The organism is Waltera acetigignens, from assembly GCF_025567015.1.
Taxonomy (GTDB): domain Bacteria; phylum Bacillota; class Clostridia; order Lachnospirales; family Lachnospiraceae; genus Acetatifactor; species Acetatifactor acetigignens.
The window spans coordinates 73,141-90,993 of the sequence record NZ_JAOQJO010000005.1 but is presented as its reverse complement, the minus strand read 5'-3'; the positions used below and the strand labels follow the sequence as shown (position 1 = coordinate 90,993).

Annotated in this window: 17 protein-coding genes; all 17 read left to right on the top strand. The window is 47.5% G+C overall.

What is annotated here, in order from left to right:
* Window positions 1-217 precede the first annotated feature (217 nt).
* The 17 genes from OCV96_RS06915 (at window position 218) to OCV96_RS06835 (ending at window position 17,835) form a co-directional block, all read left to right on the top strand.
* Window positions 218-1,621 (top strand): putative bifunctional diguanylate cyclase/phosphodiesterase, encoded by a 1,404-nt coding sequence (locus tag OCV96_RS06915; RefSeq protein WP_227062787.1) that lies wholly within the window; start codon window positions 218-220, stop codon window positions 1,619-1,621.
* Window positions 1,622-1,895: 274 nt separating this feature from the next.
* The gene (locus OCV96_RS06910; protein WP_118538289.1) at window positions 1,896-3,047 is read left to right on the top strand and encodes an ATPase, T2SS/T4P/T4SS family; all 1,152 of its coding nucleotides are present in this window, start codon (window positions 1,896-1,898) and stop codon (window positions 3,045-3,047) included.
* A 95-nt stretch (window positions 3,048-3,142) separates the two neighbouring features.
* On the top strand, window positions 3,143-4,009 hold the full coding sequence (locus tag OCV96_RS06905; protein WP_147355091.1) for a type II secretion system F family protein: 867 nt from the start codon (window positions 3,143-3,145) through the stop codon (window positions 4,007-4,009).
* Window positions 4,010-4,026: 17 nt separating this feature from the next.
* The gene (locus OCV96_RS06900; RefSeq protein ID WP_227062786.1) at window positions 4,027-4,851 is read left to right on the top strand and encodes a type II secretion system F family protein; all 825 of its coding nucleotides are present in this window, start codon (window positions 4,027-4,029) and stop codon (window positions 4,849-4,851) included.
* A 35-nt stretch (window positions 4,852-4,886) separates the two neighbouring features.
* Complete coding sequence (locus OCV96_RS06895) at window positions 4,887-5,093, top strand: hypothetical protein (RefSeq protein WP_022312159.1); 207 nt, start codon at window positions 4,887-4,889, stop codon at window positions 5,091-5,093.
* Window positions 5,094-5,106: 13 nt separating this feature from the next.
* Window positions 5,107-5,472, top strand: a complete 366-nt coding sequence (locus OCV96_RS06890) for a hypothetical protein (RefSeq protein WP_117465618.1) — start codon at window positions 5,107-5,109, stop codon at window positions 5,470-5,472.
* Window positions 5,432-6,088 (top strand): hypothetical protein, encoded by a 657-nt coding sequence (locus OCV96_RS06885; protein WP_118503823.1) that lies wholly within the window; start codon window positions 5,432-5,434, stop codon window positions 6,086-6,088. The genes OCV96_RS06890 and OCV96_RS06885 overlap by 41 nt, the downstream gene beginning before the upstream one ends.
* Window positions 6,051-6,740, top strand: coding sequence for an sAF domain (locus OCV96_RS06880; RefSeq protein WP_022312162.1), 690 nt, complete (start codon window positions 6,051-6,053; stop codon window positions 6,738-6,740). Before OCV96_RS06885 ends, OCV96_RS06880 begins: the two co-directional genes overlap by 38 nt.
* A 2-nt stretch (window positions 6,741-6,742) precedes the next feature.
* Window positions 6,743-11,053 (top strand): InlB B-repeat-containing protein, encoded by a 4,311-nt coding sequence (locus OCV96_RS06875; protein WP_227062784.1) that lies wholly within the window; start codon window positions 6,743-6,745, stop codon window positions 11,051-11,053.
* A gap of 6 nt (window positions 11,054-11,059) precedes the next feature.
* On the top strand, window positions 11,060-11,806 hold the full coding sequence (locus tag OCV96_RS06870) for a hypothetical protein (protein ID WP_262593995.1): 747 nt from the start codon (window positions 11,060-11,062) through the stop codon (window positions 11,804-11,806).
* 88 nt (window positions 11,807-11,894) lie between these two features.
* Window positions 11,895-12,740, top strand: a complete 846-nt coding sequence (locus OCV96_RS06865) for a basic amino acid ABC transporter substrate-binding protein (protein ID WP_262593990.1) — start codon at window positions 11,895-11,897, stop codon at window positions 12,738-12,740.
* Between the two features lie 137 nt (window positions 12,741-12,877).
* A complete protein-coding gene (locus tag OCV96_RS06860) occupies window positions 12,878-13,567 on the top strand; it encodes an amino acid ABC transporter permease (RefSeq protein WP_022153726.1) in 690 nt (229 codons plus the stop codon).
* Window positions 13,554-14,276, top strand: coding sequence for an amino acid ABC transporter ATP-binding protein (locus OCV96_RS06855; protein ID WP_022312165.1), 723 nt, complete (start codon window positions 13,554-13,556; stop codon window positions 14,274-14,276). The genes OCV96_RS06860 and OCV96_RS06855 overlap by 14 nt, the downstream gene beginning before the upstream one ends.
* Window positions 14,277-14,318: 42 nt before the next feature.
* Window positions 14,319-15,347: a glycosyltransferase family 2 protein gene (locus tag OCV96_RS06850; RefSeq protein WP_262593980.1), complete on the top strand. Its 1,029-nt coding sequence runs from the start codon at window positions 14,319-14,321 to the stop codon at window positions 15,345-15,347.
* A 90-nt stretch (window positions 15,348-15,437) separates the two neighbouring features.
* Window positions 15,438-16,499 carry a histidinol-phosphate transaminase gene (hisC, locus tag OCV96_RS06845; protein ID WP_262593974.1) on the top strand — a complete coding sequence of 354 codons (1,062 nt, stop codon included), beginning with the start codon at window positions 15,438-15,440 and terminating at the stop codon, window positions 16,497-16,499.
* 27 nt (window positions 16,500-16,526) lie between these two features.
* Window positions 16,527-17,003: a COG2426 family protein gene (locus tag OCV96_RS06840; RefSeq protein ID WP_022312168.1), complete on the top strand. Its 477-nt coding sequence runs from the start codon at window positions 16,527-16,529 to the stop codon at window positions 17,001-17,003.
* Between the two features lie 22 nt (window positions 17,004-17,025).
* Window positions 17,026-17,835, top strand: a complete 810-nt coding sequence (locus OCV96_RS06835; RefSeq protein ID WP_118669223.1) for a class I SAM-dependent DNA methyltransferase — start codon at window positions 17,026-17,028, stop codon at window positions 17,833-17,835.
* Window positions 17,836-17,853: the final 18 nt, after the last annotated feature.

Sequence of the window (17,853 nt, the reverse complement as noted above, 5' to 3'; positions counted from 1 at the left end):
ACGGCGATCACTACTGCCAAAAGGATGATCAAAAGTCCGCCGGCTAAAAGTAAAAACATAAAGTACGCTCCTCTCTGAAATAACTTTACAGACACCCATATTATATCATTTTTCCTAAAAAAAACAATAAAAATCGGCATATAGTAGAAAAAATCACCAAAATGAAGTATAATAAAAGCATTCATCGGGACTGATTTATGTTTTGAGGAGGGTGCCTATGACATATCAGAAAGCAAAAGAGGAAATCGTTGAATCTTCTCCGCAGAAAACAGATGCCGGAAAAGAAGAATTATATCTGTATTCTCTTAGAAAAATGGCGGAAGAAAATGTAGAAAATAACAGAACAGGGCTGACAAATCTGCATAATATCAATTCTTTTTTCTATCTGTGCGGTGAAATGATCAAGCAGCAGCCGGATAAAAAATACGGTGTCATAATTATGGATATTGTACAGTTTAAGGCTGTGAATGAGTTCTGCGGCAGAGACGAAGGAGACAGATTGCTAAGATTTATTGCGTCCTGCTTTGACTGGTATGAGAATAACAGGCCGGATAGCTATGCCTGCCATATCAGAGCAGATATCTTTTGCTTATGCACAAGCTATGAGGAAGTAGAGGAACTGGAAATTATTGTGCGGGAGATCAGAAAAAAGATAACTGACTTTCCGTTCGCTTACCGTGTACAACCATCCTTTGGAATCGGAATCTCACCGGAGAGAGCCCCTGCCATCAGCTATCTGAAAGATTGCGCCACGATGGCTATGAACAGTATCAAAGGCAAAGTATATCGGACATATGCAGTATTTGACGAAAAAATGCGTAGTCAGAAGATGCGAGAACGCCAGGTGGAAAATGATATCGTGTCCGCACTGGAGAACGGAGAACTACAGCTGTATGTGCAGCCCAAGGTCGATATGAGGGACGGAAGAGTGATCGGAGGCGAGGCGCTTGTGCGCTGGAAGCATCCGGAAAAGGGGCTGGTGCCACCGGGAGAGTTTATTCCCGTACTGGAGAAAAACGGATTTATCATCAATGTAGATGAATATATCTGGGAGAAAGTGTTTGCTTATCTTGGAAAGCTGCGTAAGGAAGGCCGGACACTTATTCCCGTTTCCATCAATGTATCCCGATTGCATGCGTATGATGAGAAACTGACAGAGACACTGCTCCGTCTCAGGGAGGAATATGATGTTCTGCCGGAGTATGTTCCGCTGGAACTGACAGAGAGCGCATTCCTGGAGGACGAGGTTGGTATGTATCGCCGCATGGAAAGCCTGCGGGAGCGAGGGTTCCTGGTGTCCATGGATGATTTCGGTACCGGATATTCTACTATGAACATGTTAAAGAATCAGACATTGGATGAGATTAAGATCGATCGGGAATTCATCCGGGATCTGGAGAAAGATAAGAGTCAGATCATTATCCGCAATACCATTGCCATGCTGCAGCAGCTGGGAGCACATATCGTCATTGAAGGTGTGGAGACGGAAGAACAGAAGGAGTTCCTGTTAGGCTGTAATTGTACCGATGTACAGGGCTTTTTATTCTACCGGCCGATGCCGGTGGAGGAGTTCGACAAACTGCTTTGGCAGCAGGAACGGGAGCTGGATATGGCAAAATAGACAAAGACAAAATAGACAAATGCGCAGACCGCATTCTGACGGGCTTTTTGAAATTAACCTGACAGAATGCGGTTTTTCTTTGGCCATTCTTCCGAAAATGAGAAAATAGTTCCGGAGGCGTTGACAGATGCCACGGAAGGGAGTAATCTGCATATTACCCGACAGGTCAGTCGAGGTCAAAATTCTAAATATCAGGTCATATTCGACCAGGAATCACATAATGTATTAATTAGTGCAAAATGGATTATTTTGAGAAAAACCAACAGGAGGATGTATGGAGGAAAGAGAAAACAAAAGGGAAGAAACCGCCTCTGATGCAGAATTGCAGAGGCTGGTAGAAGATTTTATCACACAGAAACAGGTGCTTTTGATCCAGGTAAAAAAGGGTGTGTTGGGCAAGGAGGAATTTCTGCAGGAGGCAGGAAAACATATCGATCAATATTATCATTTCCCGGCAACGAAAAGGAAAAGACTTTTAAAATCATTTGAACAATATATTTTCGGTTATTCCAGACTGTCACCGCTCATGGATGACAAAAGCATTTCGGATATCCGGGTGGTGAGTCATGACTGTATCCGGATCAAGAGAGAAGGAAAACGTATGGATGCCGGAATTGCCTTTGCTTCGGAGAAGGAGTACCGGCAGTTTATTGATTATGTGGCAACCAGAAATCAGGTGAATATTTCTAACCTGAATGCGATCCAACGGTTTACGGATACAGAAAGTCATCCGGACTTTATCTTTCGTTTTACCTTATCCATGCCCATTGTCAATACCTACAGCGAACCTTATCTGTGTATCCGGAAGGTGCCGAAGAGTTTTCCCATGATGACAGAACTGGTGGAGAAAGAGATGCTGGACAGGAATACGGCAGAACTGCTGGTGCAGAGGTTCCGACAGGGATCGACCCTGATCTGCGGAGGAAATTCTTCCGGTAAAACCACACTGTTAAATGCGTTGAAGGAGACGCTTCCGGATGATATGGCAATTCTGGTGGCACAGCAGGCGGATGAGCTGACCACACTGTTTCATCCGGATATGATGTTCCTTCATTCGCTTCCGGGAACCTCGGAAAGCAGTGTGAATTATGATTTAAAGCATATCAGCATAGCGGGACTGACGATGGATGTGGATTTTTTTATCATAGGTGAGGTGAAGGGAGGAGAAGCACTGTATCTGTTGAATGCGGCATATACAGGACAGATCTGTGCGGCTACGGTACATGCACCCTCTGCGGACAGGGCACCGGAGAAGATCGTGGACTATGCAATGTATGACAGTCGTTATTCACGCAACGAATTAATGAAAATGATGGACTGCTTTCAGACCCTGGTGTTTATGGAACATTACCGGGTGAAGGAAATCTTTGCCTGCCTGGGGTGGAATGCGGAGAAAGAGAATCTGGAGTATGAGAGATTGTTTTGACCATTACATGAGAGGAGAAACTTATGATCATATACGTATGGATCTTTTGTTTAATATTTATGGGTTTTCTGCTTCTGTTTGGAAGGATACGGTGGGTGGAGACAGCAAAAAGCCTGCTGTCCCGGACGAAAAAAGGGATGGATCAGTCGGCAAGACTGCGGGTGTTGGAAAACCGGCACAAGCTGCAGGAGCTACAGCGTAACAATACCTGGATCTGCCGGGTGGAAGAATTTCTCTGTTATTGCGGTATGCGGCGCAGATTTCCGGCGTGCACCCCGGAGAAATGGATCGCAGGAAATCTTCTGGGAATGACGGTGATCTTTGGAGTATTGCTTGGGAGCAGTGGAAAATTCCTGATAGCTTTATCGGGGATAATGATAAGCGGAGCAGTGGAATATCTGTTCCTGAGCACGCTGCGGGCAGAAGAATTGCGGATGACCAATGAAAATCTGCTGAAATGTCTGAATTTCCTGGGAAATTACAGCCTGACAGCGGGAGAGATCACCATGGTTCTGGGTCAGGTGAGCCGTTATGTGGAGGAACCGTTAAAGGGAGCACTGGAGGAATGTGCCTATGAAGCACAGACGACCGGAGATAGTTCACTGGCACTTTTGTCCATGGCAGAACGAATAGAACATCCCAAGATAAAGGAACTGGCCAGAAATCTGGAAATCAGTATCCGCTATATGGCAGATCTGACCACACTGGTAGACAGCAGCAGACGTTCCGCAAGGGAGTATCTGCGTATGGAAGAGGAACGTAAAGGGATGCTTCGAGAGGCAGGTATCAATATGGCATTGCTTCTGGGAATGTCGGTATTTGCCCTGCTGACGGTGGACCGGCTGATCGATGTGTCGGTCTGGAAAATAGTGTCCGGGACTTTACCGGGGCATCTTGCAGTGGGTGTCTATGGACTGATATTGTTTCTGTTTTTGCGGAAACTGTATGGTTTTCGCCGCTAGTCAGGGAGGTGTGGAGAATGAGCTGGAGAGTTATCTGGATTCCCGAACTGTTGGGAGCGGTGCTGGGAGGAATTTTTGTGTTCCGGCTGGGTATGGGAACAATGCCGAAAACGGTGTTGCATGCCTGCGAGGAATTTACCGGAATGCTGCGGGAGAGCCGAAGGTATGAAAACTGGGTCACCGGAACAGAAAAGAAATTAAGGAAAAACGGTGCAAAATTTCACTATGGGAAGAAAATTACACCGGTAAAATACCTGCTGATGCGCCTGTTTCTTTCTCTTGGCGCAGTACTGACACTGGAATCTATCGGCTGGGGATATGCACTGCTTGCGGCAATGGGACTGTATTATGTGCCGGAACTGTTATTGCTGTACCTGAACCGACAGGACAATCATAAGATGATGCCGGATCTGCAGCTGATCTATCAGGCACTGGAGGTACAGACCTGTGCCGGAGTCTATGTAACGGATGCCTTGACGGAATGCTGCCAGAGCGTACGGACGCAGAGATTACAGCAGGCTTTGATGGAACTGTCCGGAGATCTGGTCATACAGTCGGATCTGGTTACGGCTTTGTCTGACTTCCAACAGAAATTTGACAACCGTCAGATCGATGCATTGTGCATTACCCTGATCCAGGCAGGAGAGTCGGGGCAGGCGGTAGATCTGTTGAAGGACATGGGAGAGCAGTTGAAGGATATGGAACTTACGGTGCTTCAACAGCAAAAAAGTGCTCTGGACCGTAGTATTACTTTTTATCAGCTGGGAATGCTGGGGGCGGTACTGGGAATCATTTTATATGCCTGTGTGGGATATATGTTCCGGGCAGTGGTGCAATTCTGAAATACCAATAAAACAAAACAAGAAAGGGACAAAACATGAAGAATTTACAGAGAATCTGGGGAAAAGTAAAAGAACATGCCTTACGGCAGGAGCAGGGGATCGACGGGATCCTGGTCACTGTAGGTCTGTGTATTATTGCACTGTTATTGTGCGTGGTCATGAAGGACAGTCTGACAACGTTTATACAGACCATTGTAACAGCGATGCAGACCAAAGCGGCAGATATCCTGACAGGGGTATAGGATAGGAGAGAAGATGACGGAACGAGGGAAACAGCCAGGGAACATAGGAGAGCTGCTGACGATGGGCATGTGTGTGCTGGCACTGACGGTAGTGATGCTGAACTACCTGCAGAATGTGCAGCTGCTCCAGGCAAAAGAGAATGTAGGACAGCTGGCGAGGGCCTATCTGCTGAAAATGGAAACGGTAGGATATCTGGAACCGGCGGAGCAGGCACACCTCACGGCAGAACTGGAGACGGCAGGACTGACAGAGATCGATTATGAGGGAAGTACTTTGGAACCTGCAGGATATGGGGAACGCATTATCCTGCAGATTCACGGAAAGCTGGGCGGACATTATGAAATACGGGAAAAGAGAGTATCGACTGCCAAAAACTGAGAACCGGCAGGAGACAGGAAAAGCAGAAAGCGGACAGGTTTCCTGGGTGCTGGGATTGTTTCTGATACTGTTTCTGGCAATTTTGTTGTATATGCAGCTGCAACTGGCAATGTACAAGGCATCCGCACGGTATCTGGAAGATGCATTGGCACTGTCCAATCTGGCATCGGCAGTCATTGACATCCGGGAGTATGGCAGCACACATAAGGTACATATCACAGATCAGGAACAGGCGTATGCGGGATATTGTTCTGCTGTCCGTGAAAATCTGGGGTTAAATGAAAATTATGAAGCAGTAGGTCACAAGCTGATTTCCGGAAAGGTAGAGATACGAAATTACATTATCTATAATGTCACGGGAACAAAAGTGCAGGTGTGGGAACGAAACGGTGACGGAAGGATCCTGGAATGGGAAGGAACCCTGGGAGAAGTGAGGACTCCGGGGGGACAGACCATTGAGAATACCGGTGTGTACAGTGAGATCACATATCCGGTGGAAGGTTTTCTGGGAATTACAGTAACTGCTGAAAAAAGTAAGCTGGTAGATGTGGTCAGTGAATATATGGGAGAGGAAACGAATGAAAAAACGGAAGATGAGTCAGGCGTGGAAGAATAGAATCTGGAACGGAAGTATCCTGGCAGCGTTTGTGGCGGCTATGGCAGTATTTGTTTTTTTGCTGCAGACAGAAAAGAGAGTGCTTACGGAATACGAAAAAGAACAGGTATGCGTGGTAACGGCGGCAATTCCCAGGGGAGAAAAAATCTCCGCGGAAAATGCAGAGCAGTATATTACAGTCATGGAAATCGACAAAAGAATTGTGCCGGAGACTGCACTGAAAAGCACAGAGGCGGCAAGCGGAAGAATAGCGGCATATGGAGTGGAACAGGGGATGGTACTGACTACAGGCATGCTGCGGGAACTGTCGGAGATCACAGAGCAGATGCGGGAACCTGTTATAGCCGGATTCCGCGCCGAAGATCTGTACCAGGTAGTGGGAGGTGTCCTGCGTGCCGGAGACAGGATCCATATTTATTGTGTGGAACAGGAGGAAGAGGAACAAAACGGGAAACTGTTGTGGGAAAATGTGTTTGTCCAACAGGTGTTTGACCGGAATGGAGCTGCAATCGGCGGTGATGATGGGACAACTCCGGCACAGAGAGTAAATATCTATATGGAAAAAGAAAGGGTGGCGGACTTTTATGCTGCACTGGCACAGGGCTCCTTGCGTGTGGTCAAGGCAGAGGATACGGATAGGCAGGAGGAATGAGAATGCGGTATGGGAGATATCTGGCAGGATTACTCGTGCTGGGAATTGCGCTCCTGTTTTCGATACAGTCGGAAGCAGCAGCGAAAAAGACCATTTACAACAGTCCTTATGTTTCTTTCAGTCCGGATGGACGTGCATTTACAACCTGCGCAGGAGACCGGAATTATGTGTGGTATGCCCGGGATGACAGCACCACTGTGTATACGCAGATTCCTTCTTCGCTGAGAGATCCGGCAGTGGGAGAACATATTTATACAGAGAAACGGTATGGAGAAATCCCAGTGAGATATTGGAAAGTGGTCCACCGGCCGGGACAGTGTATTCATAATGGATATACCGGAAAAAACTGGCACGGGGTATCTTTTGGCAGACAAAAATGCATGCAGTATTATTATTCCGGCTGGAAAGCCTATTGTGCGGATTGTGGAGAAGCCATTGAAGAGTACAATATCTATATGAGCAGAGAAGCGGCGGCCTCGATACAGTACCTGGATCTGGGCAACGAAAGAAAACCGATGAGCTACTATTATCTCTGTCCGTTCTGCGACAATCTGGAGCAGGGGGTGGATCTGCCGGCACATAAATGTAAAAATATTTCCTGGAATCAGTATAAGGTCTGTTATCAGGCCAATACGGGAGGTGCATCTTATAACGGTTATATGGATGACAGTATCCATATGTACAACGATGCCATAGTCTACGAAGGCAAGACGGTCACTCCGGTGACACACCTGACAGAGAACAATTACAGCAGGACCGGATATTTGTTCGCGGGCTGGAACACAGAGCCAGATGGTTCAGGAACCGCTTATGCGGATAAAGCTGCAATCGAAAATCTCAGGCAGGCGGATTGGAGAGACCGGACAACCTGGACAGATAACGATCATGGTGTAGTCAATTTATATGCACAATGGGTGCGGAGTGAAAGCACCCTTGTGCTTTATGCCAATGGAGGAAAGTATGATGACCGGGAGATATTTTCTGTAACGCAGCCATATCTTGAAAGATATCTGTTGCAGGAAGAACTGGTCTGCGCACCAGATGGGTATACAGTCTGTTTTCGTGCCAATGGCGGATCGGAGATCACTCCGGTGCAAGGGAAAAATCGGTTTGTCGAATGGAAAAAGGTGCATCCGTTCAGGGGGAGTCTGGATGGAAAGCAATATATCTTTGATGCTCCGGACGGTAATGTGGACAGGCTGACGGCAGTCTATCAGCCGGAACCTGTCACATTACCGGAGACCACCAGACCCGGGTGGTCCTTTGGAGGCTGGTATTATGACTCGGAATTCCGACGGCCGGCAGGAGGAGCGGGCGACAGCATCATACCGTCCGAAAATACGACATTGTACGCGCAATGGGTGGATCTTACCCTGCTGGCGAAAGATAACTACAAGGAAAACGAAGGAAAAGGAGCGGTGGATCTGTCCTGGGAGCAGACGGATCACAACAACAAAACGTACCTTATTTATCAGAGACTGGAAGACGGTGCCTGGATGCGGATTAATAGTGCAACGGATATCAACAGCGGAGCGGCCGTTGAACTGACCGGTATTTATGAAGCAAAGACGAGGACATATAACGTGCCGTATACCGGACTCTACGTCATAAAGGCGATGGGGGCGCAGGGACAGTGCTACGGTTCCTTTCGGGGAGGATGTGGGGGAAGTGCCTCCGGAACATTCTGGCTGCAGAGGGGGGAACAACTGACCTATGCCGTGGGTGGTCAAAACGGGTATAACAAAGGCGGCAGAGCTTCAAATTATGGAAACGGAGGAGGAATGACATCCGTGGTATCCGACCGGAAGGGAATCCTGCTGATCGCAGGAGGAGGCGGTGGAGCATCACCGGGCGGTGCAGGCGGCAAGGGTGGCAGCATGGAAAGTGTCCTCGGGCAGCAGGAAGGAGAAGCGGGTATGGCCGGAGGCGGAGCCGGATATTATGGAGGAACCGCCGGAGAGAAGATCGTGCATCACCATACGAATGACTGCTATAGAAATGCTTCTTATACACCAACATTCGGAGATTGGGAATATTTTATGTGGGGATCGAATTGCTTTGATTCCTCAGGCACAAATTCTTATCAGTATAACGGACATACCACAAGTACGGACGATGATGAGTGGAGCCGTGCCATAGTCCGGGTCGGATGGGCCAGAAACGGGAATTATCCTAAGGAACAGATGTGGAATGTTTCCGGTTATCGGGGGATTCCCACCAATGGCAATACGACATTGAATCTTTCATATTTTTGCGATGGATGGGGATCTCTGGGTGGAAATATTGTGAATACCGACTGGCTGCCGGATGAGAAGCAGCCGTCGGAATTTGTAATCCTGGATCAGAAAGGAACAAAAATTGCACAGGGAAAATTTCGGGATTATCCTTTTTATGATAAACATGGCGGCGGAGACCCGGCAGCCAGTGATTTCCGGCAGTCCCTGCATATCTCATTACCGGAAGGAACGACACATATCTACGTGCATCTGAATTTTCATTTAAGAGGAAATGTCTGGTTTACCGCGGGAATCAGCTCACTTAGTTTCAGTGGTGGGAGAACTCTTGTATGCGGTTATACGGAAGGCCAGGTCCTATTCTCGAAGCCGGCATATGGCGGAAGCAATTATGTAAATCCGGAATGTGCACTGCTATATGAAAGTGAAAGTGGAGTACGGAGTGGAGACGGGCTGTTGTGTCTGCAGTCAAAAGCAATAGGTTACCAGGAGACTTTACAGCTGAAGGGAGTCAGGGCAACTGATCTTGCGGCTCCCGGGAAAATTCCGGAGAACGTCGTAAGAGAAGCACTGGACAGAGAAAGAATAAGAATCTCGTGGACAGAGCCGGAGGATTACGGGACGGTATATTATCATAGAGCGGAATCTTATCTGACGGGCAGTACTTCCAAACTATGTGACTCCAATATCACAAAAAACACATTGCTTAGCGGTATCAGGGGATATTATTATCTTGTGGATCAAAACAGGGATACCGTCGTAACGGACGATGCCGGTTATTGTAAAGAACCCCATATGGAACTGGAGGTAAAGGATGGGGTGCAGTATCTGCATGTTGCCGCTGTGGATGTGGCGGGAAATGTAAGCGAGACCACACATATTTGTGTGGATGGAAAACAGATTCTGTGGAAGCTTCATACAAAACAGCTTAAGATAAACGAGGCAGAGGGCAATGTATATCCGGCGGCAGCGGACAAAACCTGGTATGTCCGGGCGGACGGAAAGACACCGTTCACGTTAACGAATGCATCTTATATGGAAGGTACAGCCAGACCGGACTATCAACTGAATGGGACAATATATGAAACGGTGACGGAGGACGGTGGCAGGGCGAGAAATATCATTGTCACACCGTCTGCGGAGATAACGGATGATGTGATCCGGACAGATGCGGAGGGACTGTCTTATGCGACTGAGGGGACCAATGTGCTGCAGCAACATTCCTATTCCTATACTTTGCGGTCACACCGGAATCAGGAACTTACCGGAGTACAGCAATTTGTCATAAGTGGAGACCGGAACGGACAAACGATTCGGGTGATTCCGGTAGCGGAAGCGGATCACGGAACAGATAAAATATATTCTGTATCTACGCAGGATCAGAAAAACGGGATCGCTCTGATCGCTGACGGAGAAGCTCCGGTCATCCGGGGGATGGAAATACTGGAGAACCGGGCACTGATCGATCGCAGAGACGGAGCTGTTACCATACGTGTTACTGCCACAGATGCTCTAAGTGGTGTGGATCATTTTACAATTGTTATCAGTAATACGGACAATGCTGTTTCTAAGACCTACCTTCCCGGAGAAGATGGCTGTATCGTGATTACAATCACAGAGGACGAACCGCTGTTCAGCGGGGATTTTACGGTACTGGGATATGCTTCGGATCATGTGGGGAATGAGAGCCGTATCTGTTACGGTACGACGGAATTTGCACTGGAAAGCAGTGTGAAACGTATTTTGGAGCCGCAGGAGCCGGTCTTCAAATGCGGCGAAAGCGGAATTCTTACCTTTACCACATGGGGATATGCGGACCGGGTGGAAGTCATTTTCCCGGAATGTATGACAGCACTGGATCCGACATTGAATAAAGTCTATGATTATACCGAAAGTCAGGGGTATCGTAAGACGGAAGAACTGGAATTTATGGTGCCTTTATATACTCCGGAGAACCAGACACAGGAAATCACAGTGCGGGCCTATAAAGGTGACAAGAGGCTGGAAGATCATCCGACGATCAGCGTGATCGGAGTGTCGGGAAATGTGTTGGATGAACTGCGTACCCGGTTACGGTAAGGAGGTATGAGAGCCTTGGAAATCGTGTTCCGGATACTGTGGTCGGTGGTTCTGGGAGGCCTTATCTATGGTAGTGCAATCTGGCTGCTGCGTGTGGAACTATCGGGAGACATCGAGAGGATGGAACCCGGAAAAGCGTGGCTTCTCGGGGGACTGGCCTGGATCAATGCAGTTGTGATTCTTGTTATAGGGGGAATGGATGGAAGACTTCCGGAAGAAAACAGACTGGTGATCCTGGGGGCACAGGAGATCCTGTGCTCCCTGCTGGCGGGAGGTTTGTTAGCGGCGGCCTGCATGGATGCTGTACACAGTTATGTGTATAATTATGTATGGTGGTGGTGCCTGCCATGGACAGGAATACTGCTGGGTCTTCCGGTGTCGGAAGCTTATATGAAGGATGGAGTGTGCAGGATTACTGACAGGTTTAGCATACAGCAGGCGGCAGCAGTGGCATTGTTTGTACTCCTGCAGCAGATATTGTTTGCCCAAATGTACGGAAGAGCTGACTGTCATGCATTTTCTGTATGTGCGTTGGCAGGCTGCGCCTGGCAGGGGAATCTGTTGTGGTTTCTGATCCATATGTTATCGGCGTTGACATTGCTGGCTACAGTACAGTTTTGCAGAAGAAATGTGACACCGGATGGAAAACTTCGTGTACCGAAGCCGTTTATTCCATATATAGTGGTAACCTTCTGGGTGCAGATCCCGGTAATGTTGTATTTGCAGAGTAAAGCTGCGTATATTTATGCATAAACAGTTGCGCAATTTTCAAAAAGGTGCTATAGTAATCAACGTTTAAGGACGGCTGTCGTCCGTAGAAAACAGACAGGAGGATAATATTATGAAAAAAGCAATCGCAATGTTACTTGCAACTGTAATGTGTACAGCAATGTTGACCGGCTGTGGTTCTGATTCCGCAGCAAACGAGAGCTCTCAGGCTTCCGGGAGCAGTGTGGCAGAGACTGCTGCAGCAACCACTACAGAAGTAGCAGCTACTACTGAGGCCGCTGATAAGACCGAGGGTGGCGTACTGGTATTCGGTACCAACGCAGAATTCCCTCCCTTTGAGTATGTAGGAGATGACGGAGAACCCGACGGGTTCGATGTAGCTCTGATCAAGGCTGTAGGCGAGAAACTGGGTATGGAAGTACAGGTAGAGAATATGGAGTTTGACTCTCTGGTTAGTTCCATTGGCAACAGAATCGACGGTGCTATCGCAGGAATGACCGTTACTGATGATCGTAAGGAGCAGGTAGATTTCTCCGATGCGTATTATGAAGCTGTACAGTTTGTGATCGTACCGGCAGATTCCGAGATCGCAGCTGCAGATGATCTGAAGAACAAGACCATCGGCTGTCAGCTGGGTACCACCGGTATGTTCCTGGCAGAGGATATCGAAGGTGCTACCGCACAGACTTACAACAGAGCTGTAGATGCTGTAAATGATCTGGTAAACGGCAGAGTAGACGCTGTTATCATTGATAAGAACCCTGCAGAAGTATTTAATACCAAATTCGAGGGTAAGGTTAAGATCATCGACGGTGCTGATTTCGGCTTCGAAGCTGAGGAATACGCTATCGCACTGCCTAAGGGAAGCGAGTTGGTAGAGCAGGTAAATCAGGCACTGGCTGATCTGAAGGCTGACGGTACTTTTGATGCACTGGTAGCTGAGTACATCGGTGAATAATTTTTATACAAAATATACATGAAAAAGAAGAGAATGGCTTGTGCCATTCTCTTCTTTTTGCTATATTAAGGTAGGCAACATATACAGTTTGACCAATCGTACACTTATATTTTCACAAGAAAGGCATAGGAAATAACATGCAAAATATCTGGCAACATATTTATGCAGCCTTCATTGAAGCGGACAGATGGAAGCTTTATCTGAAAGGACTGGGAGTAACCTTAGAGGTTTCTTTTTTTGCGGCACTGCTTGGTATCCTGATCGGAACCATAGCGGCATTTTTGAAATTATCCACGAGAAAGAACGGATCGAAGACCATAGCGTCCCGGATTGCAAGTGCTTATATTGATATTATCCGCGGAACTCCTACTACGGTACAGTTGTTGATTATGTGGTCCGGCATTCTGGCTACCTGTAAGAACAGTGTGCTGATCGCCAGTCTGACATTCGGTATCAATTCCGGTGCTTATGTGGCGGAGATCGTCAGAGCAGGCATCCTGGCTGTGGACAAGGGACAAATGGAAGCGGGCAGATCACTGGGACTGAACAAATTCCAGACGATGCGATACATTATCATTCCGCAGGCATTCAAGAGCATCCTGCCGCCTCTGGGCAATGAATTTATCGTGCTGATCAAGGAGACCTCTATTGTAGGTTACGTAGGAATGAGTGACCTTACCCGTGTGGCCAACCAGATGACCTCCAAGTTGTTTGATGTATTTACACCGCTGCTTGGTATTGCCTTCATCTATTTTGTACTGACCAAGGTATTGTCCATTCTGCTTGCAAAACTGGAAAGGAGACTGCGTAAGAGTGATAATCGTTAAAGATCTGCATAAAAGCTTTGAAGATAATCAGGTATTAAAAGGGGTAAATTATCATATTCACCCCGGTGAGAAGATCGTGGTGGTAGGACCTTCCGGCTCCGGTAAGAGTACATTTTTACGCTGCCTGAATCTTTTAGAGAGACCTACCAGCGGTGAGATCTGGTTCGATGGACAGAACATCACGGATCCCAGGATCGACATCAACAAAGTTCGTCAGCATATGGGTATGGTATTTCAGCATTTTAACCTGTTCAACAATCTGACGATCATGAACAATATTACCCTTGCCCCCGTGAAATTGAAACTGATGGGTGAGGAAGAAGCAAAAGAGAATGCCCTGAAGCTGTTAAAGAGAGTTGGACTGGAGGAAAAGGCAGATGCTTATCCGGCATCTTTAAGCGGCGGTCAGAAGCAGAGAATTGCAATTGTCAGATCTCTGGCAATGAATCCCAGAGTAATGCTGTTTGATGAGCCTACTTCCGCACTGGATCCCGAAATGGTGGGAGAGGTACTTGAAGTTATGAAAGAACTGGCAGAGAGCGGTATGACCATGGTGGTCGTGACACATGAGATGGGATTTGCCAGAGAAGTGGGTACGAAGGTGCTTTTCATGGACGGTGGTAATATCGTGGAGGAGAATACTCCCCAGGAGTTCTTCACCAATCCTAAGAGCCCAAGATTACAGGAATTCTTATCCAAAGTGCTGTAGGAACAGCATCGCATGCAAAAAATGCGGGAACGGAGATCCGGAATGATCACAATATCTTTGTGTATGATTGTAAAAAATGAAGAGCGGATCCTGAAAAGGTGTCTGGACAGTGTCAGGGATCTGGTGGATGAGATCATTATTGTGGATACAGGATCCACGGATGCCACAAAGTGGATTGCAGCCGGATACACCGATAAAATATATGATTTCACATGGAACGATGATTTCAGTGCGGCGAGAAATTTTGCATTTTCCAAAGCTACGAAGGAATATATTTACTCCGCAGATGCGGATGAGGTGCTTTCGGAAGAGAACCGGAGAAGGTTCCGACTGTTAAAGGAGACACTGCTTCCGGAGATCGAGATCGTCCAGATGAAATACGGCAATCAGCTACAGAACGGCACAGTGTATAATTTTGATGAAGAATATCGTCCCAAATTATTCCGCAGACTGCGAAACTTTGTGTGGGAAGAACCAATCCATGAAACCGTACGGCTGGAACCGGTAGTCTATGACAGCGATATTGTTATCACCCACATGCCGGAACAGAACCATGCGGGCAGAGATCTGGCAAATTTCCGCAAACAGATCGCGCAGGGAAGACGACTTTCCAGAAGATTGTACGGAATGTATGCGAGAGAACTGTTCCTGGCGGGAGAGGCAAGGAATTTTCTGGAAGCGGAAGATTATTTCCGGGCAGAAGTTTCATCCCCGGACAGAAGTGCGGATGAGATTACGGAAGGCTGTTGTGTGGTGGCCAGAGCCGCCAGACTGCGGGGAGCTGCCGTGACATTTTTCAAGTATACTTCCAAGGTGATCGCGGGGGACGGCTGTTCGGAAATCTGCTGTGAACTGGGGTATTTCTATGAAGAGACGGGAGACTTTGAGGAAGCGGCTGTCTGGTATTATAATGCAGCTTATGAAACACAGCCGGTACTGGCGCTGCGGAGTTCGGAAGAAGAACCTTTACAGGGATTGATCCGTTGTTATGAGCAGCTGGGACTTCCTGCACAGGCCCGGAGCTATGCGGAAGAATTAAAACATCGACAGAATGAACAAACAGATAACTGAAAATAAATTTTTCACACGCAAATTTGTGCCTGCACAAGGGACGAAAGTCTCTGAAAGCTTGCAGGTTTTGAGAAAGGCATGGTTATTAACATGAAGTGGGAAGAAAACGTACGTAAGGTGGTTCCTTATGTGGCAGGAGAGCAGCCGAACCGCCCGAACATGATCAAGCTGAATACGAATGAGTGTCCTTATCCTCCTGCCCCGGGAGTGCGGAAGGCAGCAGAAAACATGGAGAGTGCGGCACTGCGCTTATATCCGAATTCAAATGCGCAGCCCCTGGTGGACGAGTTGGCAGCATATTATGGTGTGAAACCGGAACAGGTATTTGTAGGTGTGGGATCCGATGATGTATTATCCATGGCATTTCTGACATTTTTCAACAGCGGAAAGCCGGTTCTGTTCCCGGATGTGACTTATTCCTTCTATGATGTATGGGCGGATCTGTATCGCATTCCGTATCATACCTGTGCGCTGGATGAGAACTGGCACATGAACCCTGAAGATTACAAACAGCCCAACGGCGGTGTGATCTTCCCGAATCCCAATGCACCTACCGGTGTGGAAGAGCCCCAGGCAATGATCGAAGAAATCTTACAGGCCAATCCGGACGTGGTAGTGATCGTGGATGAGGCTTATGTGGACTTCGGTGGCACAAGTGCACTGCCCTTGCTTAAAAAATATGAGAATCTTCTGGTAGTACAGACTTTTTCCAAATCCAGAGCCATGGCGGGAATGCGTATCGGCTTCTGTATCGGTAATGAGAAGCTGATACACTATCTGAATGATGTAAAATTCTCCTTTAACTCCTATACCATGAACCTGCCTTCCCAGGTCATGGGCGTGGAAGCGGTAAAGGATGATGCTTATTTCAAGGCCACCACGGCAAAGATCGCAGCTACCAGAGAGCGGATCAAGAAGGAACTGAACGAGCTGGGCTTTACTTTCCCGGATTCGAAAGCAAACTTTATATTTGCTTCTCATAAGGAAGTTCCCGCGGAAGAACTGTTCCGGGCTCTCCGTGAGGCTGACATCTATGTCAGACACTGGAATAAACCGAGAATTGCCAACTCCCTGCGTATTACAGTCGGCACGGATGAGGAAATGGACCGATTGATCGCTTTTTTGAAAAATTATCTGGAAAAGCGGGCATAAATAAATTAAAAGAATTGGAGTAAACACATGTTAAAAAAATATTTGATGATTTTCCTGGTATCTATGGTTCCTCTGATCGAGCTGAGAGGTGCTGTCCCTATTGCGGTTGGAATGAATCTTCCTTTGCTTCCCAGCTATATTATCTGTATTCTGGGAAATATGCTGCCGGTACCTATTATCTTCTTTTTTGCAAGAAAAGTACTGGAATGGGGTGCGGACAAGCCGGTCATCGGCAAGTTCTTTACCTTCTGCCTGGAAAAAGGACATAAAGGCGGACAAAAGCTGCAGGAAAAAGCGGGCAGAGGTCTGTTCGTGGCGCTGTTGTTGTTCGTGGGTATTCCCCTTCCCGGAACCGGTGCGTGGACCGGAACACTGGCAGCAAGTCTGTTAGACATGGATTTCAAGTCCAGTGTCATTGCAGTAATGTGCGGTGTGGTTCTGGCAGGCGTGATCATGGGATTGCTCAGCATGGGAGTATTCGGCGCATTGGGGACTATTTTCTAAAAAAACTGGAGATGCTGCAATTATGGAGAATACGGAAGAAATCTATACAGACTTTGCAAGAGTATATGACGAACTGATGGATAATACACCCTATGAAATGTGGTGCAATCGTCTGGATCAGCTGATTGCGTCCTATGGTGTATCCAGACCTACGCGGGACGCGGAAGGAATTCTGGATTCCGAGCGGAATCTGGTGGTGGATCTGGGCTGCGGCACCGGCACTTTGACAGAACTGTTATACCAAAAAGGGTATGATTGCATCGGCGTGGACAATTCTGAAGAGATGCTGGGCATTGCCATGGAGAAAAAGGTGGAGAGCGGTTCGGAGATCCTCTATCTGCATCAGGATATGCGGGAACTGGATCTGTATTCTACTGTTGGTACGGTGATCAGCGTCTGTGATTCCGTCAATTATATTTTGGAAGAAGAGGAACTTTTGCAGGTATTCCGGCTGGTGAACAATTATCTCTACCCCGGTGGCATTTTTATCTTTGATTTTAATACAGATTATAAATACCGGGAAGTCATCGGCAATACGACGATTGCGGAGAACCGGGAGGATTGCAGTTTTATCTGGGAAAATTATTATGATCCGGAAGAAGAGATCAACGAGTATGATCTGACAATCTTCGTCCAGGAAGAGGGTGATACCTTCCACAGATTTACCGAGACCCATTTGCAGAGGGGTTATACCGTAGGACAGATGAGGACACTGGTGGAACAGGCCGGACTGAAGATTCTGGAGATCATGGATTCCGATACCGGTGAGGCGGTAACGGAGACCAGTGAAAGAGTATATATCGTAGCAAAAGAGCAGCAGAAAGAGCTGTAGACAGAAAGGTACGTGGAA